Source organism: Streptomyces sp. NPDC043878, assembly GCF_056435735.1.
The window spans coordinates 184,058-201,895 of record NZ_JBWKDW010000013.1 but is presented as its reverse complement, the minus strand read 5'-3'; the positions used below and the strand labels follow the sequence as shown (position 1 = coordinate 201,895).

General features: G+C 71.7%; 14 protein-coding genes. 8 read left to right on the top strand and 6 right to left on the bottom strand.

Going from position 1 to position 17,838, the window contains the following annotated elements; genetic code table 11:
- The first annotated feature begins 48 nt into the window (after positions 1-48).
- Positions 49-333: a YggT family protein gene (locus AC07AZ_RS19955; RefSeq protein ID WP_033318070.1), complete on the top strand. Its 285-nt coding sequence runs from the start codon at positions 49-51 to the stop codon at positions 331-333.
- A 46-nt stretch (positions 334-379) separates the two neighbouring features.
- Positions 380-1,657, top strand: a complete 1,278-nt coding sequence (locus tag AC07AZ_RS19950; RefSeq protein ID WP_478849458.1) for a DivIVA domain-containing protein — start codon at positions 380-382, stop codon at positions 1,655-1,657.
- 239 nt (positions 1,658-1,896) lie between these two features.
- Here AC07AZ_RS19950 and ileS read toward each other — a convergent pair whose 3' ends face one another.
- Positions 1,897-5,040 (bottom strand): isoleucine--tRNA ligase, encoded by a 3,144-nt coding sequence (gene ileS / locus AC07AZ_RS19945; RefSeq protein ID WP_478849456.1) that lies wholly within the window; start codon positions 5,038-5,040, stop codon positions 1,897-1,899.
- 598 nt (positions 5,041-5,638) lie between these two features.
- Between ileS and AC07AZ_RS19940 the strand changes: the two genes are divergently transcribed.
- The 5 genes from AC07AZ_RS19940 (at position 5,639) to AC07AZ_RS19920 (ending at position 10,708) form a co-directional block, all read left to right on the top strand.
- Positions 5,639-6,808, top strand: a complete 1,170-nt coding sequence (locus AC07AZ_RS19940; protein WP_478849454.1) for a TraR/DksA family transcriptional regulator — start codon at positions 5,639-5,641, stop codon at positions 6,806-6,808.
- A 99-nt stretch (positions 6,809-6,907) separates the two neighbouring features.
- Entirely contained in the window at positions 6,908-7,483 is a 576-nt protein-coding gene (gene lspA / locus AC07AZ_RS19935) for a signal peptidase II (protein ID WP_478849451.1), read from the top strand.
- Between the two features lie 51 nt (positions 7,484-7,534).
- Complete coding sequence (locus AC07AZ_RS19930; protein WP_478849449.1) at positions 7,535-8,479, top strand: RluA family pseudouridine synthase; 945 nt, start codon at positions 7,535-7,537, stop codon at positions 8,477-8,479.
- A complete protein-coding gene (locus tag AC07AZ_RS19925) occupies positions 8,476-8,946 on the top strand; it encodes a GNAT family N-acetyltransferase (RefSeq protein WP_478849447.1) in 471 nt (156 codons plus the stop codon). The genes AC07AZ_RS19930 and AC07AZ_RS19925 overlap by 4 nt, the downstream gene beginning before the upstream one ends.
- A gap of 175 nt (positions 8,947-9,121) precedes the next feature.
- Positions 9,122-10,708, top strand: a complete 1,587-nt coding sequence (locus tag AC07AZ_RS19920; protein ID WP_478849445.1) for a Na+/H+ antiporter — start codon at positions 9,122-9,124, stop codon at positions 10,706-10,708.
- A gap of 456 nt (positions 10,709-11,164) precedes the next feature.
- Here the strand turns inward: AC07AZ_RS19920 and AC07AZ_RS19915 are convergent, their stop codons facing one another.
- Positions 11,165-12,277 (bottom strand): mechanosensitive ion channel family protein, encoded by a 1,113-nt coding sequence (locus AC07AZ_RS19915; protein ID WP_478849443.1) that lies wholly within the window; start codon positions 12,275-12,277, stop codon positions 11,165-11,167.
- A gap of 106 nt (positions 12,278-12,383) precedes the next feature.
- Between AC07AZ_RS19915 and AC07AZ_RS19910 the strand changes: the two genes are divergently transcribed.
- Complete coding sequence (locus AC07AZ_RS19910) at positions 12,384-12,971, top strand: dienelactone hydrolase family protein (RefSeq protein WP_478849441.1); 588 nt, start codon at positions 12,384-12,386, stop codon at positions 12,969-12,971.
- Here the strand turns inward: AC07AZ_RS19910 and AC07AZ_RS19905 are convergent.
- The 4 genes from AC07AZ_RS19905 to AC07AZ_RS19890 all read right to left on the bottom strand — a co-directional run bounded on the left by AC07AZ_RS19905 (position 12,956) and on the right by AC07AZ_RS19890 (position 17,756).
- Positions 12,956-14,638, bottom strand: a complete 1,683-nt coding sequence (locus AC07AZ_RS19905; protein ID WP_478849439.1) for an alkaline phosphatase D family protein — start codon at positions 14,636-14,638, stop codon at positions 12,956-12,958. The two genes, AC07AZ_RS19910 and AC07AZ_RS19905, sit on opposite strands and share 16 nt — an antisense overlap.
- A 113-nt stretch (positions 14,639-14,751) precedes the next feature.
- Positions 14,752-15,591, bottom strand: a complete 840-nt coding sequence (locus AC07AZ_RS19900; protein WP_478849560.1) for a DsbA family protein — start codon at positions 15,589-15,591, stop codon at positions 14,752-14,754.
- Positions 15,592-15,669: 78 nt separating this feature from the next.
- Complete coding sequence (locus AC07AZ_RS19895; RefSeq protein ID WP_478849437.1) at positions 15,670-16,362, bottom strand: hypothetical protein; 693 nt, start codon at positions 16,360-16,362, stop codon at positions 15,670-15,672.
- Between the two features lie 68 nt (positions 16,363-16,430).
- Positions 16,431-17,756, bottom strand: coding sequence for a DUF2252 domain-containing protein (locus tag AC07AZ_RS19890; protein ID WP_478849434.1), 1,326 nt, complete (start codon positions 17,754-17,756; stop codon positions 16,431-16,433).
- Between the last annotated feature and the right edge of the window lie 82 nt (positions 17,757-17,838).

The window sequence follows — 17,838 nt, the reverse complement described above, 5'->3', positions numbered from 1 at the left end:
ACAGCAGTACGGGGCAGCAGGGAAACAGGGGAGAGGGAAGCACAAGCAATGAGCGTGGTCCTGGATGTCGTCTACATCGCGCTGATGTGCTTCCTCATCGTGCTCATCTTCCGGTTGGTCATGGACTACGTCTTCCAGTTCGCCCGCTCGTGGCAACCCGGCAAGGCGATGGTGGTCGTTCTGGAGGCCACCTACACTGTCACTGATCCACCGCTCAAGCTTCTGCGGCGGTTCATTCCGCCGCTGCGTCTCGGGGGCGTGGCGCTCGACCTGTCCTTCTTCGTACTGATGATCATCGTCTACATCCTGATCTCCGTCGTGAGCCGGCTGTGAACGATACGGTCTTGCCGAATGCCGACGACTACGTTGAGGTGAAGAGATGCCGTTGACCCCCGAGGACGTGCGGAACAAGCAGTTCACGACCGTCCGCCTCCGAGAAGGCTATGACGAGGACGAGGTCGATGCCTTCCTCGATGAGGTCGAAGCCGAACTGACCCGTCTGCTCCGTGAGAACGAGGACCTGCGCGCCAAACTGGCCGCGGCGACGCGTGCTGCTGCCCAGAACCAGCAGAACATGCGCAAGCCTCCGGAGCAGCAGGACCAGCAGCACCAGCACCAGCAGCAGGGAATGCCCCAGCAGGGCATGCCCCAGCAAGGTATGCCGCAGCAGGGGATGCAGCAGGGCATGCCCCCGCAGGGCATGCGCGGTCCGGGCGCTCCCGTGCCGGCCGGCATATCGGGCCCGCCGCAGGGGATGGGCGGCCCCATGGGCGGCCCGCCCCAGCTGCCGAGCGGTGCGCCGCAGCTGCCCCCGGGCGGCCAGGGCGGCCCCCAGGGCCAGGGTCAGATGGGTCAGGGACCCATGGGTCAGGGTCAGATGGGCCAGGGTCAGATGGGTCAGGGACCCATGGGTCAGGGTCAGATGGGCCAGGGCCAGATGGGCCAGGGCCCCATGGGCCAGGGTCAGATGGGCGGACAGGCCCCCATGCAGCAGCAGATGGGTGGCCCGATGGGCGGCCCCATGGGCGGTCCTATGGGCGGCCCCGGTCAGGGCCCCGGTGGCGACAGCGCCGCTCGTGTCCTCTCGCTGGCCCAGCAGACCGCCGACCAGGCGATCGCCGAGGCCCGCTCCGAGGCCAACAAGATCGTCGGTGAGGCGCGCAGCCGTGCCGAGGGTCTCGAGCGTGACGCCCGTGCCAAGGCCGACGCCCTGGAGCGGGACGCGCAGGAGAAGCACCGCGTCGCGATGGGCTCCCTGGAGTCCGCCCGCGCCACGCTGGAGCGCAAGGTCGAGGACCTGCGCGGCTTCGAGCGCGAGTACCGCACGCGGCTGAAGTCCTACCTGGAGTCGCAGCTGCGTCAGCTGGAGACCCAGTCCGACGACTCGCTGGCTCCGCCGCGCACTCCGGCGACCGCGTCGCTGCCGCCGTCCCCGGCGCCTTCCATGGCTCCGGCCGGTGCGAGCGCCCCGTCGTACGGTGGCAACCAGGGCATGGGCGGTGGCCCGGCTCCGGCCGGGCCGTCCTACGGCGGCCAGCAGCAGATGTCGCCGGCGATGACCCAGCCCATGGCGCCGGTACGGCCTCAGGGTCCGTCGCCGATGGGTCAGGCTCCCTCGCCCATGCGCGGTTTCCTGATCGACGAGGACGACAACTGACGGCCTCTAGTACGCCTTAGGCGTCGGCAGCGTTCAGGGCGGGGCCCCGGAGAATTCCGGGGCCCCGCCCTTTTGCGTGACGTGATGTCGCTCGCAGCTCCGGGGGTGCGGCGCGCCGGTCCTCCGGTCCTCGACAGCGTGGTGGGGACTGCCGCGAGGTGGAGGCGGGTGACCGGGAGACGCCGAAGGCCCGGCCCGCGTGGTCGCGGTGCCGGGCCTTCGGCGTCTCCCGGGGTGACCTACGCCTTGCGCAGGCGGAACGTCAGGGAAAGGCCCTCGTCGGTGAACGGGGTGCCGTAGGAGTCGTCCGCCTCACCCTGGGCGAAGTCCGTGCCGAGGACCTCGTCCGCGATCAGCTCGGCGTGCTCGCTCAGGGCGGCGATGACCGCCGGGTCCGTCGAGGTCCAGCGCAGCGCGATGCGGTCGGCCACGTCGAGGCCGCTGTTCTTGCGGGCCTCCTGGATCAGCCGGATCGCGTCCCGGGCCAGGCCCGCCTGCCGGAGTTCCTCCGTGATCTCCAGGTCGAGCGCCACCGTCGCCCCCGAGTCGGAGGCGACCGACCAGCCCTCGCGCGGGGTCTCCGTGATGATGACCTCGTCGGGGGCGAGGGTGACCGTCTCGCCGTCGACCTCGACCGACGCCGTGCCCTCGCGCAGCGCCAGCGACAGCGCGGCCGCGTCCGCGTGGGCGACGGCCTTGGCCACGTCCTGGACGCGCTTGCCGAAGCGCTTGCCCAGGGCGCGGAAGTTGGCCTTCGCGGTGGTGTCGACGAGCGAGCCGCCGACCTCCGCGAGGGACGCGAGGGACTCGACGTTCAGCTCCTCCGTGATCTGCGCGTGCAGTTCACGGGCCAGGGACTCGAAGCCGGTCGCCGCCACGAGGGCGCGCCGGAGCGGCTGACGGGTCTTGACGCCCGACTCCGCGCGGGTGGCGCGGCCCAGCTCCACGAGCCGGCGCACCAGCACCATCTGCCGGGACAGTTCGGGGTCGATCGCGGACAGGTCCGCCTCCGGCCAGGACGCCAGGTGCACCGACTCCGGGGCGCCGGGGCTCACCGGGACGACCAGGTCCTGCCAGACCCGCTCGGTGATGAACGGGGTCAGCGGCGCCATCAGCTTCGTCACCGTCTCGACGACCTCGTGCAGGGTGCGCAGCGCCGCCTTGTCGCCCTGCCAGAAACGGCGGCGGGAACGGCGTACGTACCAGTTGGACAGGTCGTCGACGAACGCCGACAGCAGCTTGCCGGCGCGCTGGGTGTCGTAGGACTCCAGAGACTGCGTCACCTGGTCGGTGAGCGCGTGGAGTTCGGAGAGCAGCCAGCGGTCCAGGACGGGCCGGTCGGCGGGCGCCGGGTCCGCCTCGCTGGGCGCCCAGCCGGACGTGCGCGCGTACAGGGCCTGGAAGGCGACGGTGTTCCAGTAGGTGAGCAGGGTCTTGCGCACCACCTCCTGGATCGTGCTGTGACCCACCCGGCGGGCCGCCCAGGGCGAACCGCCGGCCGCCATGAACCAGCGGACGGCGTCGGCGCCGTGCTGGTCCATCAGCGGGATCGGCTGCAGGATGTTGCCCAGGTGCTTGGACATCTTGCGGCCGTCCTCGGCGAGGATGTGGCCCAGGCACACGACGTTCTCGTACGACGACCTGTCGAAGACCAGCGTGCCGACGGCCATCAGCGTGTAGAACCAGCCGCGGGTCTGGTCGATGGCCTCGGAGATGAACTGCGCCGGGTAGCGGGACTCGAAGAGTTCCTTGTTCTTGTACGGGTAGCCCCACTGCGCGAACGGCATGGAACCCGAGTCGTACCAGGCGTCGATGACCTCCGGCACGCGCGTGGCCGTCTCGCCGCAGCCGTCCTGCGGGCAGGCGAAGGTGACCGCGTCGATGTAGGGGCGGTGCGGGTCGAGCTGCGACTGGTCGGTGCCCGTCAGTCCGGTGAGCTCGGCGCGGGAGCCGACGACGGTGAGGTGGTCCTCCGCGCAGCGCCAGATCGGCAGCGGGGTGCCCCAGTAGCGGCTGCGGGACAGCGCCCAGTCGATGTTGTTGTTCAGCCAGTCCCCGAAGCGGCCGTGCTTGACGGTGTCAGGGAACCAGTTGGTCTTCTCGTTCTCCTGGAGGAGGCGGTCCTTGACGGCCGTGGTGCGGATGTACCAGGACGGCTGCGCGTAGTAGAGCAGCGCGGTGTGGCAGCGCCAGCAGTGCGGGTAGCTGTGCTCGTACGGGACGTGCTTGAAGAGGAGGCCGCGCTGCTGCAGGTCCGCGGTGAGTTGTTCGTCCGCCTTCTTGAAGAAGACACCGCCGACCAGCGGGACGTCCTCCTCGAAGGTGCCGTCCGGGCGGACCGGGTTGACGACCGGCAGGCCGTAGGCGCGGCACACCTTGAGGTCGTCCTCACCGAAGGCGGGGGACTGGTGGACCAGACCCGTGCCGTCCTCGGTGGTGACGTACTCGGCGTTGACCACGTAATGGGCCGGGGCCGGGAACTCCACGAGCTCGAACGGACGTTGATAGGTCCAGCGCTCCATCTCGGCGCCGGTGAAGGTCTCACCGGTGGTCTCCCAGCCCTCGCCGAGCGACTTCTCGACGAGCGGCTCGGCGACGACGAGCTTCTCCTCGCCGTTCGTCGCGACGACGTAGGTGACCCCGGGGTGCGCGGCGACGGCCGTGTTGGACACCAGCGTCCAGGGCGTCGTCGTCCATACCAGGAGCGCCGCTTCACCGGCGAGCGGACCGGAGGTGAGTGGGAAACGGACGTACACGGACGGGTCGACGACCGTCTCGTAGCCCTGCGCCAGCTCGTGGTCGGACAGGCCGGTGCCGCAGCGCGGGCACCAGGGGGCGACGCGGTGGTCCTGGGTCAGCAGGCCCTTGCCGAAGATCTCCTTGAGCGACCACCAGACGGACTCGATGTACTCGGGGTCCATGGTCCGGTAGGGGTTCTTCAGGTCCGCCCAGTAACCCATGCGGGTCGTGAGCTCCTCGAAGGCGTCGGTGTGCCGGGTCACGGACTCGCGGCACTTCGCGTTGAACTCGGCGATGCCGTACGCCTCGATGTCCTGCTTGCCGGAGAAGCCGAGCTCCTTCTCCACCGCCAGTTCCACCGGCAGGCCGTGGCAGTCCCAGCCGGCCTTGCGGGCCACGTGGTAGCCGCGCATGGTGCGGAAGCGGGGGAAGACGTCCTTGAAGACGCGTGCCTCGATGTGGTGGGCGCCGGGCATGCCGTTGGCGGTGGGCGGGCCCTCGTAGAAGACCCACTCGGGGCGGCCCTCGGACTGTTCCAGGCTCTTGGCGAAGATCTTCTGCTCGCGCCAGAAGTCGAGCACCGCGTGCTCGAGCGCGGGCAGGTCGACCTGTGCGGGCACCTGGCGGTACGTCGGCGTTGTCATCAGCGGGCTTCCTCCGGCGGACTTGCTGCCTTCCGTCCGGAGGGACGAGAGCTGTGCGTGCGCCGTCTGCGGCGCGCTCCCGCGGTACCACCCTCCTTGGCTCGCTGGTGTGCGGTGCACACCGGTGAGCCCCCTCATTGGGGTCGCGATACCGGTTCTACCGGCCGCGGCCCGGGGGCTGCGGCTTTCTTCCGGCGGCTCCGGGGTGATCTTCGCGTCGTGCACGCCCCCGGGCTTCCACCGTCCCCGGGTCGCTCTGGGCTGCGTACGCCGCTACTCGTCCCCATCCACGCTTTTCGCTCCGCCCAGTGTACGGCGCTCCCGGCGCGGCCATCGACCGGTTTGCCGGCCGCCGGGCCGGTGGCCCCGCCACGTCCCGGGCTGACCCGAATGCCGAGGTGCGGGTGTCCGGGTTCCGGTACGGCGGGCGTGGCGGATTACCCGGCGGGGAGCTGGGCACAACGGATGCAGGTTTGCCGCGCGGCTTCCGCGCGGCGGGCGAATCGGGCGGTGTGCCCCGTTGCCGCGGGACTCGAGTCGATTTATCGTCCCAGCACGATTCGCGAGCAAGATCACAATATGTGAAGGGGCCGCGGCCATGGTGGCGAAGAAGTCCGCCGTTCAGCAGTCGGCGTCCGGCAGGTCCACGAAGACCAGGGCCTCCGGTGGTGCGGCCAAGGACCTGGGCGGGAAGAAGAGCACGCAGGGGGCGCCCGCCGGGCGCGCGGGCCCTGCCCCGAGGGCGGTGGGCGCGGACGCGAAGGGGGCGACGAAGAAGGCGGTGAGCGCGAAGAGGGCCACTGCCGAGGCGGCGACCGCGAAAGCGGCCTCCACCGGGGCGCCCGGCCCGGAGGGCGGCGCCCGGAAGGCCGCCGTGCGCGAGCCCGCCGGCACGAGGAGGGCCGGCCGGGAGGCGGCCGGCGCGAAGGCCGCGGTCCCGGAGAGCGCAGTCGGGGCGGACGCGGCCGGCAGACCGCGGTCCCCGGAGGCGGAGGCGGGGTCGGAGCCGGGCAGCGGCAGAGGTACGACGGCGGCCGGCAGGGCCGGGGCGAAGCGGACGGAGTCGAAGCGGACGGAGTCGAGGCGGACGGAGCCGGGCAGGACCCGGCCGGAGAAGACGGAGCCGGGAAAGACGGCGCCGAAGAAGGCGGCCGCCCACAAGAGCACTGCCGCGAAGGGTGCCGCCGAAGCGGGCGGCCCCACCAAGAGCACCACGAAGAGTGCGGCCAAGAAGAGCAGGGCCAAGAAGGCGGGCGCGGCCGAGGCCGCGGAGCAGACGGGAGCCACGACAGTGGTTGCGAAGAAGACTCCTGGCACGGCCACGGCGGCGAAGACGGCGGTACCGAAGACGAGGGTGGCGGCCGCCGAGCCGGGCGACCTCGCGGTACGCCCGGGTGAGGACCCCTGGACCCCGGAGGAGGTGGCGGAGGCGCGCGCCGAGCTGCTGTCCGAGGAGCAGCGGCTGCGCGACGAGATCACCTCCTCCGAGCGGGCCGTCGCCGGCCTGATGCGGGACTCCGGGGACGGTGCGGGCGACGACCAGGCGGACACCGGCACGAAGAACATCACGCGCGAGCACGAGATGGCCCTGGCGGCCAACGCGCGCGAGATGCTGCTGCAGACCGGGCACGCGCTGGAACTGCTGGACGCGGGCACCTACGGCCTGTGCGAGAACTGCGGCAAACCCGTCGGCAAGGCCCGGATGCTGGCCTTCCCGCGGGCCACGCTGTGCGTCGAGTGCAAGCAGAAGCAGGAGCGCCGGTACTGAGCCGGGCCGATCGGCCGCCGTACGCCTCCTGAGCACGTGCGTCCCGGGAGGCGTGCCGTACTCTCGTCCTCAGTCAGGTACCTAGGTTGAGGGACTCACGTGGCAGAGGCGGAGCGCATCATCGGTACGCCGGACACTCCGGAGGCGGCGGCGTCCGGACCGGAGCAGGGCGAGGTCGAACGGCCCCGGGGCAGGCGCCGTATCGCCGTGCTCTTCGTGGTGGCCACCTTCGCGTACGTCCTCGACCTCGTCAGCAAGATGATGGTGGTGGCGAGGCTCGAACACCACGCGCCGATCGAGATCGCCGGGGACTGGCTGAGGTTCGAGGCGATCCGCAACGCGGGCGCGGCCTTCGGGTTCGGCGAGGCCTTCACGGTGATCTTCACGCTGATCGCGGCGGCCGTGATCGTGGTGATCGTCCGGCTGGCGCGCAAGCTGTACAGCCTGCCCTGGGCGATCGCGCTCGGCCTGCTCCTCGGCGGCGCGCTCGGCAACCTCACCGACCGGATCTTCCGTTCGCCCGGCGTCTTCGAGGGCGCGGTCGTCGACTTCATCGCGCCCAAGCACTTCGCCGTCTTCAACCTCGCCGACTCCGCGATCGTCTGCGGCGGCATCCTGATCGTGCTGCTCTCCTTCCGGGGCCTGGACCCCGACGGGACCGTGCACAAGGACTGAGCGCGCGGGCTGCCGTACGGCGGTGTCCGACCCGTCCGGCATACTCGACGGGTGAGCACCGTTCCCGATATCCGCACCCTGCCCGTGCCCGACGGCCTGGAGGGCGAGCGTGTCGACGCCGCCATCTCCCGCATGTTCGGCTTCTCCCGTACGAAGGCCGCCGAACTCGCCGCGGCGGGGAAGGTCTCGGTCGACGGCTCGGTGGTGGGCAAGTCGGAGCGGGTGCACGGCGGGGCCTGGCTCGAGGTGGAGATGCCGCAGGCGCCCGCGCCGGTGCGGGTCGTCGCGGAGCCGGTCGAGGGCATGGAGATCGTGTACGACGACGACGACGTGGTCGTGATCGTCAAGCCGGTCGGCGTGGCCGCGCACCCCAGCCCCGGCTGGAGCGGGCCCACCGTCATCGGCGGGCTCGCCGCCGCCGGGTACCGCGTCTCGACCTCGGGCGCCGCCGAGCGCCAGGGCATCGTGCACCGCCTCGACGTGGGCACCTCGGGCCTGATGACGGTCGCCAAGTCGGAGCGCGCGTACACCTCGCTCAAGCGCCAGTTCAAGGAGCGCACGGTCGACAAGCGGTACCACACGCTCGTCCAGGGCCACCCGGACCCGACCAGCGGCACCATCGACGCGCCGATCGGCCGCCACCCCCAGCACGACTACAAGTGGGCGGTCACGGCCGAGGGCAAGCCGTCGGTCACCCACTACGACCTCATCGAGGCGTTCCGTTCGGCGTCCCTGCTCGACGTGAAGCTGGAGACCGGCCGCACCCACCAGATCCGCGTCCACATGGCCGCCCACCGGCACCCGTGCGTCGGCGACCTGACCTACGGCGCCGACCCGACGCTCGCCAAGCGGCTGCACCTGACCCGCCAGTGGCTGCACGCCGTGCGGCTCGGCTTCGAGCACCCGGGGGACGGCGAGTGGGTCGAGTTCGAGAGCGGGTACCCCGCCGACCTGCAGAAGGCCCTCGACCGGGTCCGCGAGGAGACGTACGCGTGAGCCTTCCGTCGTTCTCGGTGCGCGTCGCCGAGGATCCCGCGGACCGGGAAGCGTGTTTCGCGGTGCGCAAGGAGGTCTTCGTCGCCGAACAGGGCGTCCCCGAGGACCTGGAGTACGACGCGTACGACGCCGGCGCCCTGCACGTGCTGGCGGTGCGGGAGGACGGCACGGCCCTCGGCACCGGCCGCCTCCTGCACGGGGAGGCGGCCGTGGCGAAGACCGGCGGCGACCCGGCCGTGGGGTCGCTGGGACGGCTCGCCGTGACCCGGGAGGCGCGCGGGCTGGGCGTCGGGGCCGCGCTGGTGCGGGCCGTCGAGGACGCGGCACGCGCGCTGGGCCTCACGGCGGTCGATCTGCACGCGCAGACCCACGCGCTGGGCTTCTACGAGCGGCTGGACTACGTCGCGTACGGGCCGGAGTTCCCGGACACGGGGATCCCGCACCGGGCGATGCGGCGCGTCCTGTAGCGAGGCGCCCGCAGGGGCCGGGCGGCGGGTCGCGGGGCCGGAGCGTGACGGGGACGCCACGGCGCGGAACCCGGCTCGGTCGTGGGGCCGGAGGGGCGCGGGGGCCGACCGCGCGGCGGCGTGGCAGGCTTGAAGTCCCCTGTGTGAACGTCGAGATCCCGCCGGAGCGCTGACCGTGGATCAGTTGGCCCTGTTGTTCGTGCTGTTGCTCGGGGCCGTGGTGAGCGTCCCCGTCGGAGACCGGGTCGGGCTGCCGTCGCCCGTGCTGATGACCCTCCTCGGGATCGTCCTCGCGCTGCTCGACTTCGTGCCGAACGTCGACATCCCGCCGGACCTGATCCTGCCCGCGCTGCTGCCGCCGCTGCTCTACGCGGCCGTACGGCGCACGTCGTGGCGGCAGTTCACGGCCAATCTGCGGCCGATCCTGCTGCTGGCCGTGGCGCTGGTGTTCGTGACCACCCTGTGCGTGGCCGTGGTGGCGCACGCGGTGGTGCCCGGGCTGCCGATCGCCGCCGCCGTGGCGCTCGGGGCGCTGGTCGCGCCGCCCGACCCGGTCGCGGCGACCGCCGTCGCCGGACAGCTCGGACTGCCGCGCCGGCTGGTGTCCATCCTGGAGGGCGAGGGGCTCTTCAACGACGTGACGGCCATCGTGCTGTACCACGTGGCGATCGCCGCGGCCGTCAGCGGCAGCTTCTCGCCCTGGCGGGCCGGACTCGACCTGGTGCTCTCCGGCGTGGTCGCGGTGGCGGTCGGGCTGGTGCTGGGCTGGGGCACCAACCGGCTGATGGACATCGTGGGGGACCCGACCCTGCAGATCGGCCTGACGCTGCTGGTGCCCTACGCCTCCTACGTGCTCGCGGAGGAGTTCCACGGCTCCGGGGTGCTCGCGGTGCTCACCACCGCGCTGTTCCTCGCCGAGTACGCCACCGACCCCGACGACGTGCTGACCCGGCTGGCCGGGCACACGTTCTGGGACATCGTCGACACCCTCGTCACCGGGGTCGCCTTCGGTCTCATCGGACTGGAACTGCACAACGCGATCCGGACGGCGTCCGGGCGGTGGGGCGAGATGCTCGGGTGGGCGGCGGCGATCGTGGGCGTGGTGGTGCTCGTACGGCTGATGTGGCTGCTGCCGGCGACCTGGCTGACCAAGCGGCTGCACGCGCGCCGGGACTACGACGAGGACATCCCGATGGGCTGGCGGGAGACCGTCGTCATGTGGTGGTCGGGGATGCGGGGGGTCGCCTCGGTGGCGCTGGCCCTCGCCGTCCCGCTGAGGACCGACGACGGGTCACCGTTCCCCGACCGCGACGAGATCGTGTTCATCGCGTTCGGGGTGATCATGGCGACGCTGGTGCTCCAGGGGCTGACCCTGCCGTGGCTGGTGAAGCGGCTCGGGGTGCGGGCCGACACCGAACGGGAGAAGGACTTCGAGCGGACCCTCGCCGTCCGGGCGGCGCAGGCCGCGAAGCGGCGGCTGCGGGAGATCGAGAAGGACGAGGACCTTCCCGAGGAACTGTCCGAGCAGATGGTGCGGCGGGCCTTCGACATCGGGCTGCGGATCAGCCCGGACATCGGGGAGGACGAGCGGCGCGAGGCGCACGAGCAACGGGCGCGCCGGCTCAAGCGGCTGCGGCGCATCCAGGGGGAGATGCTGAGCGCGGCACGGCACGAGGTGCTGGCGGCGCGCAGCGAACCCGGCGCCGATCCCGAGGTGGTGGACCGGGTCCTGCGCCACCTGGACGTCCGCAGCCTTCGCTGAGCGGCACCGGTCCGCTCCTGACGGCCGGAACTGTGGCCGTGGCGACCCGGCGGGCCCGGGAGGACCGCGCGGGTGCGCGGCCCTCCCGGCCTCGCGGGCTGAGGGGCTTGTGGGACTGCGGGGCTCGCGGGACTGCGGGTGCGTACGGCGTCGCCGGGGTCGGCTTGCCGGGGTCGCCGTCGGGTCGGCCCGCCACCGAGGTCAGCGGCGCGGCGGGCACCGATGTCGGCGGCGGCGCCGGGCGCGGCGGCTGAACCCGGGGTCGGGGTAGCGGAAGCGTTCAGGCTTTCCGCAGGGCTTGCGGGTTGTGGGCCGTGCGTGGCGTTTCCGTCGCCGGGCCGGTCCGCCGAGGCCGCTGCGGCGCCGGCCGGGCGCCGCCGGCGCCCGCCGGCCGACCCGGGGCACCGAAACCGTTCCGGTCCTCCGGCCCCCGGGGGAACGCCTCGCCGAGGTCGTTCAGCCGCGGCCCGCGCTCGGGGTCTCGTAGGCGCGGGGCGTGGGTACGCCGTCGTGGGCCGGGTGGCCGCCGCGGCCCGGAGGCACCGCCGCTTCCGCCGTGTTGACCCGCGGCAGGGCGTAGGGATGGTGGTCGGTCAGCCAGCGGAGCATCTGCTCGCGGACGGTGACCCGGGCCGTCCAGATGTCGTCCGAGTCCTTGGCGGTGACCAGGGCCCGCACCTGGAGGGTGTTCGGGGTGGTGTCGGTGACGTCCAGGCCGTAGGCGCGGCCGTCCCAGGCCGGGCACGCGCGCAGGATGTCGCGGAGCTTGTCCCGCATCAGGTCGATCGGGGCCGCGTGGTCGAGGTACCAGTAGACCGTGCCGGTCATCTCGGAACCGCCGCGCGACCAGTTCTCGAACGGCTTCGACGTGAAGTACGACACAGGCATCGTGATCCGGCGCTCGTCCCAGGTCCGTACGGTCAGGAACGTGAGCGTGATCTCCTCGACCGTGCCCCACTCGCCGTCCACCACGACGGTGTCGCCGATGCGCACCATGTCGCCGAAGGCGATCTGGAACCCGGCGAACATGTTGCCCAGCGTGGACTGGGCGGCGACACCGGCGACGATGCCGATGATGCCGGCCGAGGCCAGCAGCGAGGCGCCGGCCGCCCGCATCGCCGGGAACGTCAGCAGCATCGCCGCCGTGGCGACGACACCGACGATCGCGGAGACCACCCGCATGATCAGCGAGACCTGGGTGCGGACCCGCCGGACCCGGCCCACGTCGCGGTGGGCGCGGGCGTAACGGCTGTACGACGTCTCGACGATCGCGCCGGAGATCCGGATGACCAGCCAGGCGGCGGCCCCGATCAGCACCAGGGTCAGCGCACGGCCGATACCGGTCCGGTGCTGCTCCAGCAGGTTCGCCTCGTCGTAGGACCCTCTGAGCATGGCCGCGCACAGCACGAGCTGGTAGGGAATGCGGCCGCGCCGCAGCAGCTCCCACAGGGGAGTGCTCCGGTCGCGTGCGTCGGCCTTGCGCAGCAGGCGGTCGGTGGCCCAGCCGATGAGCAGCGTGAGCAGCACCGATCCGCCGACCACGATCAGGGGTCGAAGTACGTTCTCCATGCCCTCGAACGTAACCGGCCAGGGAGGGGACGAACCTGTGATCTCCGCCCGATTGTGGGTACGGGCGCGCGCCGCGGCTGTCGTACCCGGCTGGCACCATGGCCTCATGAACATCATGCTCTTTCACTCGACCCATGGCCTGCGGCCCGCGGTGCGCGCTGCGGCGGAGCGGCTGCGTGCCGCCGGGCACGAGGTGTGGACGCCGGACCTCTTCGAGGGACGCACGTTCGAGACGGTCGAGGAGGGCATGGCCTTCAACGAGGAGATCGGCAAGGACGAGCTGCTGAAGCGGTCCGTCCTGGCCGCCGCGCCCTACTCGGAACGAGGGCTCGTCTACGCCGGGTTCTCGCTCGGCGCGTCCATCGCGCAGACCCTCGCGCTCGGCGACGAGCGGGCCCGCGGGCTGCTGCTCCTGCACGGCACCTCGGACATCGCCGCCAACGCCACCGTGGACGAGCTGCCGGTGCAGCTGCACGTGGCCGAGCCGGACCCGTTCGAGACCGACGACTGGCTCACCGCCTGGTACCTGCAGATGGGCAGAGCCGGCGCCGACGTCGAGGTCTACCGGTACGCCGGGGCCGGCCACCTGTACACCGACCCCGACCTGCCGGACTACGACGCGGAGGCCGCCGAGGCCACCTGGCGGGTGGCCCTCGGCTTCCTCGACACGCTGGAGGGTCACACGGGGTCGTAGGTGCGCTCCACCTTCTGGGTGCCGCTGAGCGTGCGGTAGGAGCGCGACCAGGAGGAGGTCGCGGACGGCTTCGTGCGGTCGGACACCACGTAGTAGTCCATCTGCGCGCGGGTGGCGGTGACGTCGAGCACACCGTAGCCGTGGCGGTCGGTGTCGACCCAGTGCACATGCCGGTTGGCGGCCCGGATGACGGGCGCGGCGAGCGCGGACACCACGCCCTCGGGGACCTTCACCAGGTCGTCGAGGTTGTCGGAGGTGACCGAGGTGACGACGAACTCCGTGGCGGCCGAGTCGGACAGCGGATACGTACCGGCGTCCAGCGGCACGTCGTTGGCCCAGGCCATGTGGATGTCGCCGGTCAGGAAGACGGTGTTGCGGATCGCGTTGGCGCGCAGGTGGGCGAGCAGCTCCCGGCGGTCGTCGGTGTAGCCGTCCCACTGGTCGGTGTTGAGGGCGAGGCCCTCCTGCGGCAGGCCCAGCAGCTTGCTGAGCGGCTTCAGCAGGTCGGCGGAGAGCGAGCCGATCGCGAACGGCGAGATCATCACCGAGTTGCCGACCAGCCGCCAGGTGGTGTCGGACGCCTTCAGCCCGGTCTTGAGCCAGTCGAGCTGGGCGCGGCCGGTGATCGTACGGTCCGGGTCGTCGACCGAGCCCTTGCCGGTGGAGACCTGCTGCGAGCGGAAGGAACGCAGGTCGAGCAGCGACAGGTCGGCGAGCCTGCCGAAGCGCAGCCGCCGGTAGGTGGTGCCCGCGATGGCCGGGCGCACCGGCATCCACTCGAAGTAGGCCTGCTTGGCGGCGGCCTGACGTGCCGGCCAGGCGCCCTCGGTGCCCTCGGTGTGGTTCTCGGCGCCACCCGACCAGGTGTCGTTGGCGAACTCGTGGTCGTCCCAGATCGCGATGACCGGTGCCACGGCGTGCAGGGCCTGGAGATCGGGGTCGGTCTTGTAACGGCCGTGCCGGGTGCGGTAGTCGGCGAGGGTGAGGATCTCGTGGGCGGGCGCGTGCGGCCGTACGACGGTGCCGCGCGTGCCGTACTCGCCGGTGCCGTACTCGTAGATGTAGTCGCCGAGGTGCAGCCAGGCGTCCAGGTCGCCGCGGGCCGCGAGATGGCGGTACGAGGAGAAGTAGCCGGCCTCCCAGTTGGCGCAGGAGACCACGCCGAAGCGCAGCCCGGTGACTGCCGCGTCGGCGGCGGGCGCGGTGCGGGTGCGGGCGGCCGGGGAGACGGTGTCCCCGGCGGTGAAGCGGAACCAGTAGTCGGTGGCTGGGGCCAGGCCGCGGATGTCGGCCTTGACGGTGTGGTCGGAGGCGGCGGTCGCGGTGAGGGAGCCCTGGGCGACGACGGTGGTGAACGCCTTGTCCCTGGCGACCGTCCAGCCGACCTCCACGTCGGGGCCGAGGCCCGAGCCGGGGGTCGCCTCGGGGACGGGCGTCACCCGGGTCCACAGCAGGACGCCGTCGGGCAGCGGGTCGCCGGAGGCGACGCCGTGCAGGAAGGCGGGGGCGTCGGTGGCCGCGCGCGCGGGAAGGGCGGCGGCGAGCGGCCCGGCCAGCACCGCGGTGGCGGCCGCGGCCTTGACGACCGTACGGCGGCGCGGCGACAGCGAGTTGGCGCTCTCGGGCGCCTCGGGGGCGCTCTCGGATGATCTGTATCGACTGGTCACGACCGATCAGGTTACTGATCGGTATGCAGAAGAGCGGGCGAACTCGCAAAAGTTCGCCCGCTCTTCCCCCGCCGGTCCCTCCGGAGGTTCCCCGGGATCGGCGGTGCGGTCGGTCAGGCCTTGAGCGCCGCGTCGACCAGCGAGGTGAAGTCCGCCACCGTCATCGGCGGGTTGCCGCCGGAGGTCGAGATGACCTTGCCGTTCATGACGAAGCTCGGGGTGCCCGTCACGCCGTCCTTGTTGGTGTCGAACGTCTTGGACATCGCCAGCGCCCAGGCGTCGTACTTGCCGCTGGTGACGGCGTTCTGGAACGCCTTGTTGTTCTTCAGCGCGGTGACCGTGTCCGCGACCTTGATGAGGTAGTCGTCGCTCTTGAACTTGTCGTCCGTCTCCTCGGGGTGGTACTTCGCCGAGTAGAGGGCGGTCTTGTACTGGAGGAACGCCTCGGGGCTCACGTTCAGCGCGGCGCCCAGGGCGCTCATCGCGTTCTTCGAGCCCTCGCCGCGCGAACCGATCTGGCCCTTGCCGAGCGAGTCGCCGTCGAGGAAGGTGCCGCCGATGTACTGGATCTTGAACTTGCCGTCGTCGATGTCCTTCTGCACCGTCGAGCCGACGGTCTGCTCGAACTGGGCGCAGACCGGGCAGCGCGGGTCCTCGTACACCTTGAGGGTCTTCTTCGCGGTGCTCTTGCCGATGACCACCGTGGTGCCGTCGGCGCCGGTGGTGTTGGCCGGGGCGACGACCTTGTCGTCCTTCTGGGACTCCCAGTAGCTGGGCTTGTTGGCCTGGACGACGGCGTAACCTATGCCGCCGGCCAGCGCCAGGACGCCGACGACCGAACAGGCGACGAGGACCTGCCGCTTGACCTTGGAGCGCTTGGCCTGACGCTCGCGTTCCAGCCGCAGCCGCTCACGGGCCGCCGACTTCGACGCCTGGCTGTTCCGCTTGCTCATCTTGGTGATCTCCATGGGGGACACGCACACCTCGTGTGCGGGGATACGTATGGGGGGACTACAGGTGCTCAGGTGCTTTCAGAGAAAGGCGACCGAGCACGGTGGCCCACGGCGTCCCAGGGAGTGGACGAGGATCCGGTCACGGACGGCGGTCGTACGACGGCCGGGAAGCACGGGCCGGCGTACCGCGGGAGCCACCCGGACCGTCACGGCGGCGACCGCGAGCAGCAGCGGCCGGACGGTGGTCGCGGCCATCGCGCGCAGCACCTGGGCCAGCGCCCGCTCGCCGCGGCGCAGCCAGGCGGCGGCGAGCAGCCCCACGCACAGGTGCGCGCCCAGCAGCAGCCAGGCGGTGGCCGGGTCGGCGTGCGCCAGCACGCCCGCGAGCCGGTCGGTGTCGGTGCCGGTCACCCGGGCCAGCGGGCCGCCCACACCGGTGCCGCCGCCGCACAGCAGGTCGAAGCCGACGGAGCGCAGCGGTCCGGCGACCGGACCGCCCGCGCGGCCGTAGCAGACGTGCTGGCCGGTGGTGAAGACCGTGTCGGCGGCCAGCTCCAGCGGGATCAGCAGGGCGGCGATCCGCCCGAAGCCGCGCTCGCGGCCGGCGAGGGCGTACGAGACGGCGAACACGGTGGCGGCGATCGCCGCCACCGTGTTCAGCGGGAGCGGGGTCCGGGACAGCAGCACGTGCGACGCGGTGCTGAGGGTCACGACGCAGGCCGTGAACACCGCCGCGCGTACGGCTCTGAGGTGGGTCCCGGATATGTCCATAGCGGAGGAGAGTGTGTCACGAGCGGCTGTAGGAGACCCCTAAAGGGTCCCTGTGAGCGGCCTGCCCGTCACAGACCCGGAATCCGTCCGTTGCGGAAGAGGTCCACGAACACCTGGTGGTCGGCGCGGGCTCGGGCGCCGTAGCCGTGCGCGAAGTCCACCAGGAGGGCCGCCAGACCCTCCTCGTCGGCGGCGAGCGCCGCGTCGATGGCCCGCTCGGTGGAGAAGGGCACCAGCGACTCGCCCGACTGGTCGTCCGCCGCCGCGTGCATGGTGGCGGTGGCCCGGCCGAGGTCGGCGACGACCGCCGCGATCTCCTCCGGGTCGTCGATGTCGCCCCAGTCGAGGTCCACCGCGTACGGCGAGACCTCGGCGACGAGCTGGCCGGTGCCGCCCAGCTCGGTCCAGCCCAGCCACGGGTCGGCGTGCGCCTGCAGGGCGCGCTGCGAGATCACCGTGCGGTGGCCCTCGTGCTGGAAGTAGTCGCGGATCGCCGGGTCGGTGATGTGACGGGAGACGGCCGGGGTCTGGGCCTGCTTGATGTAGATCACCACGTCGTTCTCCAGGGCGTCGCTGTTGCCCTCCAGGAGGATGTTGTACGACGGCAGGCCGGCCGAGCCGATGCCGATGCCGCGGCGGCCGACGACGTCCTTGACGCGGTAGGAGTCCGGGCGGGTCAGCGAGGACTCCGGCAGGGTCTCCAGATAGCCGTCGAAGGCGGCCAGCACCTTGTAGCGGGTGGCCGCGTCCAGCTCGACGGAGCCGCCGCCCGGCGCGAAGCGGCGCTCGAAGTCGCGGATCTCGGTCATCGAGTCGAGCAGCCCGAAGCGGGTCAGCGAGCGGGCGTCACGCAGCGCGTCCAGCAGCGCGCCCTGCGCGGTGTCCAGGGTGAAGGGCGGGACCTCGTCGCTCTTGGCGCCGGTGGCCAGGGCGTGGATCCGCTCGCGGTACGCGCCCGCGTACACCTCGACCAGCTCGGTGATCTGGTCGTCGCCGAGCGCCTTCGCGTACCCGATGAGGGCGATCGAGGCGGAGAACCGCTTGAGGTCCCAGGTGAAGGGGCCGACGTAGGCCTCGTCGAAGTCGTTGACGTTGAAGATCAGCCGGCCGTTGGCGTCCATGTACGTGCCGAAGTTCTCCGCGTGCAGGTCACCGTGGATCCACACGCGCGAGGTGCGCTCGTCGAGGAACGGGCCGCCGCGCTTCTCGGCGTCGAGATCGTGGTAGAACAGCGCCGCCGTACCCCGGTAGAACGCGAACGCGGAGGCCGCCATCTTCCGGAACTTCACCCGGAACGCGGCCGGGTCGGCGGCCAGGAGCTCGCCGAAGGCGGTGTCGAAGACGGCGAGGATCTCCTCGCCGCGGTGCTCGTCGTTGAGCTGCGGGACCGACATCGCGGGGTGCCTCCTGGTGCATGACATGTACGACAGCGTTTCTGTCGTCTCCAACGGACGAAGGGACGCGGGAGTGCCCGTT

What these genes read in the sequence shown, in the direction of transcription:
- ileS (WP_478849456.1), bottom strand. Translation starts at nt 5,040, where the DNA reads ATGACAACGCCGACGTACCGCCAGGTGCCCGCACAGGTCGACCTGCCC.
- AC07AZ_RS19895 (WP_478849437.1), bottom strand. Translation starts at nt 16,362, where the DNA reads ATGGACATATCCGGGACCCACCTCAGAGCCGTACGCGCGGCGGTGTTC.
- AC07AZ_RS19940 (WP_478849454.1), top strand. Translation starts at nt 5,639, where the DNA reads ATGGTGGCGAAGAAGTCCGCCGTTCAGCAGTCGGCGTCCGGCAGGTCC.
- AC07AZ_RS19910 (WP_478849441.1), top strand. Translation starts at nt 12,384, where the DNA reads ATGAACATCATGCTCTTTCACTCGACCCATGGCCTGCGGCCCGCGGTG.
- AC07AZ_RS19915 (WP_478849443.1), bottom strand. Translation starts at nt 12,277, where the DNA reads ATGGAGAACGTACTTCGACCCCTGATCGTGGTCGGCGGATCGGTGCTG.
- AC07AZ_RS19890 (WP_478849434.1), bottom strand. Translation starts at nt 17,756, where the DNA reads ATGTCGGTCCCGCAGCTCAACGACGAGCACCGCGGCGAGGAGATCCTC.
- AC07AZ_RS19950 (WP_478849458.1), top strand. Translation starts at nt 380, where the DNA reads ATGCCGTTGACCCCCGAGGACGTGCGGAACAAGCAGTTCACGACCGTC.
- AC07AZ_RS19900 (WP_478849560.1), bottom strand. Translation starts at nt 15,591, where the DNA reads ATGAGCAAGCGGAACAGCCAGGCGTCGAAGTCGGCGGCCCGTGAGCGG.
- AC07AZ_RS19955 (WP_033318070.1), top strand. Translation starts at nt 49, where the DNA reads ATGAGCGTGGTCCTGGATGTCGTCTACATCGCGCTGATGTGCTTCCTC.